Annotated in this window: 6 protein-coding genes and 1 tRNA gene; 2 read left to right on the top strand and 5 right to left on the bottom strand. The window is 53.0% G+C overall.

Translation table 11 applies throughout. The features are described from left to right. Positions 1-80: 80 nt before the first annotated feature. Both ACTZWV_RS15720 and ACTZWV_RS15715 read left to right on the top strand, forming a co-directional pair. Positions 81-156, top strand: a tRNA-Val gene (locus tag ACTZWV_RS15720). Positions 157-432: 276 nt separating this feature from the next. Then, positions 433-2,055, top strand: a complete 1,623-nt coding sequence (locus tag ACTZWV_RS15715; RefSeq protein WP_444787449.1) for a response regulator — start codon at positions 433-435, stop codon at positions 2,053-2,055. Here the strand turns inward: ACTZWV_RS15715 and ACTZWV_RS15710 are convergent. From ACTZWV_RS15710 to smc, 5 genes are all read right to left on the bottom strand, one after another. Beyond that, on the bottom strand, positions 2,052-2,543 hold the full coding sequence (locus ACTZWV_RS15710) for a DUF2919 family protein (protein WP_444787448.1): 492 nt from the start codon (positions 2,541-2,543) through the stop codon (positions 2,052-2,054). The two genes, ACTZWV_RS15715 and ACTZWV_RS15710, sit on opposite strands and share 4 nt — an antisense overlap. Continuing rightward, positions 2,540-2,875 (bottom strand): DUF3392 domain-containing protein, encoded by a 336-nt coding sequence (locus tag ACTZWV_RS15705; protein WP_305551451.1) that lies wholly within the window; start codon positions 2,873-2,875, stop codon positions 2,540-2,542. Before ACTZWV_RS15705 ends, ACTZWV_RS15710 begins: the two co-directional genes overlap by 4 nt. Before the next feature lies 1 nt (position 2,876). Next, on the bottom strand, positions 2,877-4,910 hold the full coding sequence (gene ligA / locus ACTZWV_RS15700; protein WP_444787447.1) for an NAD-dependent DNA ligase LigA: 2,034 nt from the start codon (positions 4,908-4,910) through the stop codon (positions 2,877-2,879). Between the two features lie 108 nt (positions 4,911-5,018). Then, positions 5,019-5,873 carry a cell division protein ZipA gene (zipA, locus tag ACTZWV_RS15695; protein WP_444787446.1) on the bottom strand — a complete coding sequence of 285 codons (855 nt, stop codon included), beginning with the start codon at positions 5,871-5,873 and terminating at the stop codon, positions 5,019-5,021. Between the two features lie 14 nt (positions 5,874-5,887). Beyond that, positions 5,888-9,301: a chromosome segregation protein SMC gene (gene smc / locus ACTZWV_RS15690; RefSeq protein ID WP_444787445.1), complete on the bottom strand. Its 3,414-nt coding sequence runs from the start codon at positions 9,299-9,301 to the stop codon at positions 5,888-5,890. Positions 9,302-9,337: the final 36 nt, after the last annotated feature.

Here is a 9,337-nt window from a genome sequence, read left to right as displayed (position 1 = left end):
AGCACCGCCCTTACAAGGCGGGGGTCACTGGTTCGAACCCAGTACAATCCACCAAATTTGATGTAAAAGACTTATCCCATGGATTGTTAGCTCAGCTGGGAGAGCACCGCCCTTACAAGGCGGGGGTCACTGGTTCGAACCCAGTACAATCCACCATCTAATTTCTTATCATGAAAACACCGCCCGCTCTATACTAAGACACGGTTGCCGCTGCTCCGAACCAGTACAATCCACCAAATTCCTTCTTCAGCATAAAAATTCAACAGCAAGCACTACTTTGCTTTTGCTAAAACCTTGCTAAAAATCCCTGTTTAAGTCATTCAGCTGCGAATAGCAGTTACATCAACGCAATTTCTGCGGCTTTTGGTTTTTCTGTGAAAAATTATTGCTATAGTAACGCTAATTTTACTTTTGACAGCTTTTTGGCCACCTATGGATAATACCGTCAAGCGTGATGAACGCATTCTGATTATTGACGATCAAAGTTTAAGCCAAAGCTACCTGCGTTATGCGCTGGAGCAATTGGGCTACCAGAATATCAGCTATGCTGACCGCGCTCAGACTGCGCTGAGCTTATGTAAACAAAACAGTTATGACTTAATTATCTGTGCTTATAACCTGCCCAAAGGCAAAGACGGTTACCAATTATTTGAAGAGCTCAAAGTCAGTGGCTTACAGCCGCTGAATTGCGGCATGATTTTTATCAGTGCCGAGACTGACCCCGCGCTGGTGCACAGTGTACTGGAATTGCAGCCGGATGAGTTTTTAGCTAAACCTTTTGTCATTCGTGATTTACAACTGCGCATTGAGCGGGTGTTCCGCCGTAAACAACAGTTGCGACCGGTGTATGACTTACTGCAGCAAAAACTGTATGGCCGTGCACTGTCGGCAGTAGACCAGCAACTGGCACAAGCCGAGCTGCATAAGTATTTTCCGCTGCTGCTCAAACTTAAAGGCGACATTTTGCTGGAGCAACAAGCCTTTGCTGACGCCGCCAGCTTCTTTGATGCCATGTTGCGCATTCAGCCGTTCAGTTGGGCCCGCATCGGCCGTGTGCGCTGCCTGCTGCACGATAACCACGAACAGCAAGCCTTTGCTGAGCTGGAGCAGATGCTGGCACGCAGCGAAACACGCCTGTTTGCGCTGGACTGCCTGGCTGAGCTGGAGTTTCAGCAACAGCGTTATCAGCAGGCACAGCAACATATTCTGGCCGCCGCCGATATAGCGCCGCGTAATTTATTACGTCAGCAAAAATTATTGCAGTTATCCAGGTTAAACCATGACTACGAGCTGCAGTACCGTGCCGCCCGCGATATGGTAAAGTACGCCCGCAACTCGATGCACGAGCAAGCCGATTTGTATCTGAACCTGGCCCGCGCCAGCATAGATTTTGCCCTGAGCACCGACGACAGCGAGCAACAGGCACGGCTGAACCGCCAGGCTACCTTGTCGATTAATACCGTGCAACGCCAGTTTGCCGAACAGAAGCTGACTGCAGCGCAGCAAGTGCTGCAGGCCAGACTATTGTATTTACAGGACCATAGGGAAAAAGCACGGTTGCTGCTGGCGGATTTAACCACACAGAGCGATATAGATTCATTAGAAGACGCGCTGGATAAAGCCAAGGCCCTGCATGAAGTGGGCTTAAGCGACGCCTCACGGGCGCTGTTTAAGCAAATAACTGAGCATTGCCGCCGGCAACAACCGGAGCCGGTATTAAGCGCCTACTTACAACAAGAGCAACGCGAGCGCGCGGCTATGGCACATGGCCCGCGTGAGCTGAATAATAATGCCGTGCATTTGTATCAGCACGGTAACTGGCAGGAGGCTTTTTCGGCTTTTGCACTGGCATGGCAGGTGATGCCGAAAAACGCCGGTATCGCGCTGAATTTATGGCAAACCCTGCTGACATCGCCAAGGCCACTATGCCCGCCACAGCAACGGGAACAGCTACTGCAGCAATGCCATCAACTGATTGAAAACACCAACCTCAGGCCGGAGCAACAGCAGCGTTATTTGCAATTAAAACAAAAGTACCTGAGTAAACTGGCTTAAGGCTTAGTATTGTTGACGTTAGCCACGTCCGGCCATTCAGCAAATACCGCCCGCAGCGTACGCGAGCGCAATAGCCAGCACACCCCGGCCAGTAACAACACCGGGGCCGCAATACGCCAGGGCGCATCCAGCATTACCAGCGCCGGCAAGTCTGCAATGCTTAGTACCAGGTCGGCCAAAGCCACCAGCAACAAAATTACACGGCCAAAACGCCAGATATGCCACCAACCGCGGTGGCCTTTGGGTTTGCGTTGGCTAAGCGCGGCAATGAGTAACAACAGCGGCGCAGCCACCAAACAGGCGAGGATAAAATCGGCTTGTTGCGGGTAAAACAGTGCCAACATATCGCGCTGCGCCTGCGGCAATGTCAGCACCAATACCCAACAGATATACGGCCGTAATAACAACAGCAATAGCCAGTAAAAGCGCAGCGGCACCTTGTGTAAGCCATAGTCATCCAGTACCGGCCACAGCGGCGCGCGGCTCATAGCTGGCGTTTACGCTGCGCCAGGCTGCCAAGCGCGATAAAAATTGCCAGGCATACCCAGGGCAACCACAGATTAGTTAACTTACCCAGCTGGCCGGCCACCAGCGGCGTTAACAATATCGTTAGCGCGCCATAACCAAAAGCACACAGCAGAATAAAAATGCCGGTACGCCAGACAAAGTGCAGTGATGCGATTTGCCGGCGCACAAAGCGGTTTACATCATCGCCGAACACCACCAGACAGGTTGCCACCATTGCCAGGGCAATATCGCGCACATAAGGCCGGAAAAAACTGCCCCAATCCAGCAGCAACTGATAAATAACATCCGGCATCTTAGTTCACCCCGTACTGCGTAAATAATTCCAGCATTTGTTGCTCACTCCACACTGCCACATTTAACTCATTCGCTTTGGCCAGTTTAGAGCCGGCATTATCACCGGCAATAACGGCATGAGTTTTCGCCGATACCGAGCCGGACACCTTAGCACCCAGCCGTTGCAGTTTAGCCTTGGCATCGTCGCGCCCCATGCTGATCAGGGTGCCGGTAAGGACTATGGTTTGCCCGGCCAACGGTTGCTCGGTTTGCGCTTGTTGCTCTATTAGCGGCCAACTGATCCCTGCCGCCAGCAGAGCAGCGATTACTTCCTGGTTATGCGGCTCGGCAAAAAAGCTGTTTACATGCTCCGCCACTACAGTACCCACATCGCTGACCTGCAGCAGTTGTTCCACTGTGGCTTGTTGTATATTCGGCAACTCAGCAAAATGATTGGCCAAATTCAGCGCCGTCGCCTCCCCTACTTCACGAATACCCAAGGCATAAATAAAACGCGCTAAGGTGGTCTGTTTTGACTGCGTGATCGCCGCCAGCAACTTCAGCGCAGATTTCTCCGCCATCCGCTCCAACCCCACCAGCGCCGCCATATCCAGGCTATAGATATCGGCCGGAGTTTTCACCAACTGCTGATCAACTAACTGTTCCACCAACTTATCGCCCAGGCCCTCTATATCGATGGCTTTGCGCGAGACAAAATGTTTTATCGACTCTTTTAACTGCGCCGCGCAAAACAAACCACCGCTGCAGCGTGCTACCGCTTCACCACTGACCCGCTCTACTGCCGAGCCACATACCGGGCAGCTTAGCGGAAACACAATGTCGCGCGCCGTATCGGGCCGCTGCTCTGTCACTACCGAGACAATTTGCGGGATCACATCACCGGCACGGCGCACTATAACTCTGTCGCCGATTTTTACCGCTAAGCGGTCGATCTCATCCTGATTATGTAAGGTAGCATTGCTAACGGTAACACCGCCCACCAGCACCGGCTCTAACCGCGCAACCGGCGTTATGGCTCCGGTACGGCCAACCTGAAATTCGACATCCAACAAGGTGGTCAGCATTTCCTGGGCCGGAAATTTAAACGCTATAGCCCAGCGCGGCGCCCGGGCGACAAACCCCAGCGCCTGCTGCTGTGCCAGATCCGACACTTTAATCACCACGCCGTCAATTTCATAGGCCAGCCCGGCACGGCGCTGCATAATATCCTGATAGTACGACAGCGCCGCATCGGCACCGCTTACCAGGCGAATTTCCGGACAAACCGGTAGCCCCCAGTCTTTTAGCTGCATTAAGCGCTGATAATGACTGCGGCTGTCGAGCAACTGCGCCGGGTCTTCCACCGCGCCCACGGCATAGGCATAAAACATCAGTGGCCGCTGTGCGGTAATTTTCGGGTCCAGCTGGCGTAAACTGCCGGCGGCGGCATTACGCGGATTGGCAAACACTTTGTCACCGGCGGCACGGGCTTTATCGTTCATCTGGTTAAAGCCGGCCAACGGCATAAACACCTCGCCGCGCACTTCCAGTACCGCCGGTATAGCCTGGCCTTTAAGCTTTAACGGCACGGCGCGGATCGTTTTGACGTTCGATGTAATATCCTCACCGGTATAGCCATCACCGCGGGTTGCCGCCTGCACCAGCACGCCGTTTTCATAGCGGATACTTACCGCCAGGCCATCCAGCTTCGGCTCGCAGCAAAAGCTGAACTCGGCGCTGCTATCAAGTTTGTCTGCCATACGTTTGCAAAAGGCGTTGAATTCTTCCGCGCCAAAGGCGTTGTCCAGCGATAACATGGCAATGCTGTGGCTGACCTGGCCAAATTTGGCCAGCGGTGCCGCGCCAACCCGCTGCGTGGGCGAGTCCGCTGTAACCAACTGCGGATAGTCTGCTTCTAACTGCTGCAACTGCCGGTATAAGCGGTCGTATTCAGCGTCCGGTACCGAGGGGTTGTCCAGCACATAGTACTGATAGCTGTAGTCTTCCAATTGCTGACGCAGCTGCTGTACCTGCTGCAAAATTGCCTGTTCCATAACCTGAATGTGCCTGTAAAAATTTAGCTCTGAGTTTGCCATAACAAAAACGGCAGGACTACTGCCTGCCGTTTTAGCTGCTGTTATTTTCGCCGTAAGCGGCGCGCTTTAGCCGTGGATCAAACGCTGGCGCTGAAACTCGCGGATCTTATCCACGTAATGCCGTACCGTTTGTACCGTGAGTACACTGCGTTGGCCATCTAACACCTGACCACCGAATTCTTCTGCCAGCTTCTTCGCCGCGTTGTGCATCAGGTTAAAGTTCTGCAGCGGTTCACCAGGGCCGGGTAAGGTCATAAACAAGCTGACACCGCGGGTGCTGAGCTTTTCAATATTTTCCAGGTCAAAGGTGCCCGGGTTAAACATATTGGCCAGGCTGAATAACACCGCACCGGAGCCGGCACTGTCCAGATGGCGGTGAAAAATGTCCATCTCGCCGTATTTAAAGCCCAGGGTTAACAGCGCTGAGAGTAAATCCGGCCCTTTCATATCTTTGCTTTCCGGCAACAGCACATACAAAATCAGCACTTCTGCCGGCTCTTCAGCTGCCGGGGCCGGTTCATCTTGCTCTGCCGGTGCTTCAAACGCCGGTTGCTGTAATTCATCTTCACTCAGCGCACTGAAATTAAGCTCCGGCTCTTTTGGCTCGTCAAAGGCTAATTCGGTTTGCACTTCAGCTACGGCTTTTTGTGGCTCAGGCCGTTTTAGCGGTTCAGTTTTAGCTACGGATTTAGCTGCTGACGGCTTCTCCGCTGCATTGCCTTTTTTCACCACCCGCACCTGGCCTACACCAAAATCGTCGAACCCGTCAGCTTTTTCTGTGCTGTCCGGCTGTTGCTCATCGTAATAGCGGTGTCTTGGCTGGCCGGAATTTTTCCGCACTGTCCACAAGCCGTGCAGCAGTAAAGCACCCAGCACTAAAGCGCCGATAATAATAAACACTAAACGTAATTCGTCAGCCATAAGGTTACCTTTAATTAAGAGGCTGCTGCCATCTTGACAGCATCATCCACATCGACAGCTACAACACGTGACACGCCGGGTTCCTGCATTGTCACGCCCATTAACTGCGCCGCCATTTCCATGGCAATTTTATTGTGGCTAATATAAATAAATTGCACTGTTTCCGACATTTCCCGCACCAAATTACAAAAACGGCCGACGTTAGCATCGTCCAGTGGCGCATCTACTTCATCTAACATACAAAATGGCGCCGGATTCAGCCGGAAAATCGAAAACACTAATGATAAAGCCGTTAGCGCTTTTTCACCACCCGATAATAAATGTATTGTACTGTTTTTTTTGCCCGGCGGCCTTGCCATAATAGTTACACCGGTTTCCAACAAGTCATCTTCGGTCAGCGCCAGGTAAGCGCTACCGCCGCCAAACACTTTCGGAAACAGCGTTTTTAAACCGTCATTCACCTGTTCAAAGGTTTCTTTGAACTTTTGCCGCGTTTCTTTATCAATTTTACGGATCGCCGTTTCCAGCGTTTCCATCGCCGAGGTTAAGTCATCATTCTGCGCATCCAGATACTGCTTACGCTCTGCCTGTTGCTCATATTCTTCAATGGCCGCCAGGTTAATCGGGCCCAAACGGCCAACGGCATCCACAGTTTTATCCAACTGCTGCTGCCAGACGGCTTCTTCGGCGTCCGGTGCCAGCTCAGCCAAAACATCCTTCATATTGGCCTGCTGCTCGCGTAAAAGTTCCAGCATATTATTGGCGCGCACGCGGTAGCCTTCGGCATCAAGGCGCAATTCGGCCAACTCAGCACGTTTTTTGTTCAACAGCTGCAAAATACCGTGTTGGCCCTGTTCCAGCTCACGGATTTGCTGCTCTACTACAGCCAGCTGATCTTGCTGCGCAATCATTTGCTGTTCAGCCTCTTCGCGCTCCAGTAAGGCTTGCTGCAATTGTTCGTGCAGCAGTAATTCAGGTTCATCGTCCTGGTGCAATTTGGCTTCAAGCGCGCTGGTTTGTTCCTGCAATTGCTGCTGTTGCATACGGGCGCGTTGCAGGCTTTGCTGCAGTGTGCTGAGTTGTTGTTCGGCCACTTTTTGTTGCATCAGCAGCTGTTGCTGCTGCGCCCGTTTTTGCTCGAACTGCGCGCGCAGTTGTTGCACTTGCTGTTGCTGATTACCACTTTGACTGTGCAATTGCTGTTGCGCAGCTTCGTGTTGCAACAATTGCTCTGCACTTTGCTCCAGCTCCATCGCCAGTTGTTCGGTGCTTTCTTCCAGTTGCGCTTGTTTCAGTTGTAACTGCTGCTGTTCTGCCGCCAGCTTTTGCGCCAGCTTTTCTGCCTGTTGCAGCTCTTGCTGTGCCAGTAACTGCGCGGTGAGCTGCTGCTGCTGTGAGCGCTCTGCCTGTTGCAGTTGCGCCATGGCATGTTGCTGCTGTTGCTGTGCCTGTTGCAACGCGCTTTGCTGCGCGGTGTATTGTTCGCTCAGCTGCACTGCATGCTGCTCAGCTGTTGTTAATTCCTGCGTCAGTTGTACCAGGCGCTCTTCGCGCAGTAAATAATTGTCCTGCTGCTGTGCCCCGGCCTGCAATGACCAGTTGCTGCCCAGCCAATAGCCCGATGCGGTGATTACACTCTGGCCTGGCGCCAGCTGTGGCAGCGCCTGCTGTGCGGCATTAATGTCGGCCACGCAGCGGATCTGGTTGAAACTATCCGGATAAACCCCGCTGACAATCACTTCGGCCAGGCTGCCTTTGGCTGCCGGGCAAGTGTTACGGCTTACCATAGTCAGCGCCGCAGCGGGCAGTTGCTCGCCCACCGCAGCATGCTGCAATTGGCCCAACACCAGCGCGACAGAGGTGGCCCAGCCGGGTTTTACCTGCAACTGCTGCAGCAATTGCTGTTGTTCACTGTCTTGTTGTTGCTGCTGTTGCTGCAATTGTTGTTGCTCGCGCTGCAACAGCAGCAGTTCAGATTTGGCCTGCAACTGCGCGGCATCCAGTTCGCGGCTGAGCTGTTCCTGCTGCTGCACTGCCTGCTGTGCCCGGCCGTGCTGCTCAGTAGCCTGTTGTACCTGAGTAGCGGCCTGTTCCAGTTCAGCAGCAAGCGCGCCGACACGCAGCTGTAACGGCGCCAGAGCCAGCCCGGCCAACTCCTGCTGCAGTTGCTGTTCCTGCTGGTGTAACTGCGTGAGCTGATGAAGCTGATTTTGCTGTTGCAGCTGTTGCTGTTGTTGTTGTTGCTGCAGGCGAAAATGCTGCTGTTGCCAGTGGTTAAAGGCCTGCTGCTGTTGCTGCTGCTCGTCTTCCAACTGCTGCAGTTGCTCTGTCAGTTCGGCCAGTTGCTCATCCAGCAGCGCCTGCTGCGGTTCATCTTCTGCCAGTTGCAGTTGCAGTTCAGCCTGCTGTGCCTGTTCGGTGGCTATAAACTCCTGTGCTTGCGCCAGGGCGTATTGTGCTTGTTGTAACTGAGCACTGAGGCTTTGCTGTTGCTGGCGCTGATGCAAAATTTGCTGTTCCAGCCGGCTGATACTGCTGCCCAGTTGATAAAAATTGCTTTGCACTTTTTCCAGCACCTGACGGCCATCCTGCGCCTGTTGTTTTAACTCCAACAACACACGCTGGTCGCCCAACTCCTGCGACTGATACTTATCCAATTCGGTTTGTTGCTGCTGCAGTTGCTGCTCTAATGCGGTAAAGCGGTTGTTGTATTGCAGCCACTTAATGGTGGTCAGTTCCGCTTTGAGCTTACGCTCTTGTGCTTTAAGTTCTTTGTAGCGCTGGGCGGCGCTGGCCTGGCGCTTTAACTTATCAATATTTTTGCCCAGCTCTTCACGCACATCGGCTAAACGCTCGAGGTTCTCCCGTGTACGCTTAATGCGGTTTTCCGTTTCGCGCCGCCGCTCTTTGTACTTGGAAATGCCGGCTGCTTCTTCAATAAAAACCCGCAGCTCCTGCGGCCTGGATTCGATAAGCCTGGAAATCATGCCCTGTTCGATAATGGCGTAGCTGCGCGGCCCAAGCCCGGTGCCTAAGAAAATATCGGTAATGTCACGGCGGCGGCATTTACTGCCGTTAAGAAAATAATTTGATTGGGCATCGCGGGTAACAATACGCTTAATGGAAATTTCACTGCGATCGGCCATGCCGCCGGCCAGGCGGCCCTGAGTGTTCTCAAACACCAGTTCTACCGAGGCTTGTGATACCGGCTTGCGCTGCGACGAGCCGTTAAAAATAACATCTGTCATGGCATCGCCACGCAGATTCTTGGCCGAGCTTTCGCCCAGCACCCAGCGCACTGCATCAATTACATTAGATTTACCACAGCCATTGGGCCCAACCACAGCGGTCATTTGCTGTGGAAAAGGCACACTGGTGCTGTCAACGAACGACTTAAAGCCGGACAGCTTGATCTGTTTTAAGCGCATCGGGGCAAATTATTATTGTTATCATCGCGTTTGGCC

It is taken from the genome of Rheinheimera sp. NSM (genome assembly GCF_052380015.1).
Classification (GTDB): domain Bacteria; phylum Pseudomonadota; class Gammaproteobacteria; order Enterobacterales; family Alteromonadaceae; genus Alishewanella.
The sequence above is the reverse complement of the archived record's forward strand: the minus strand, read 5'-3'. Positions and strand labels throughout refer to the sequence as shown.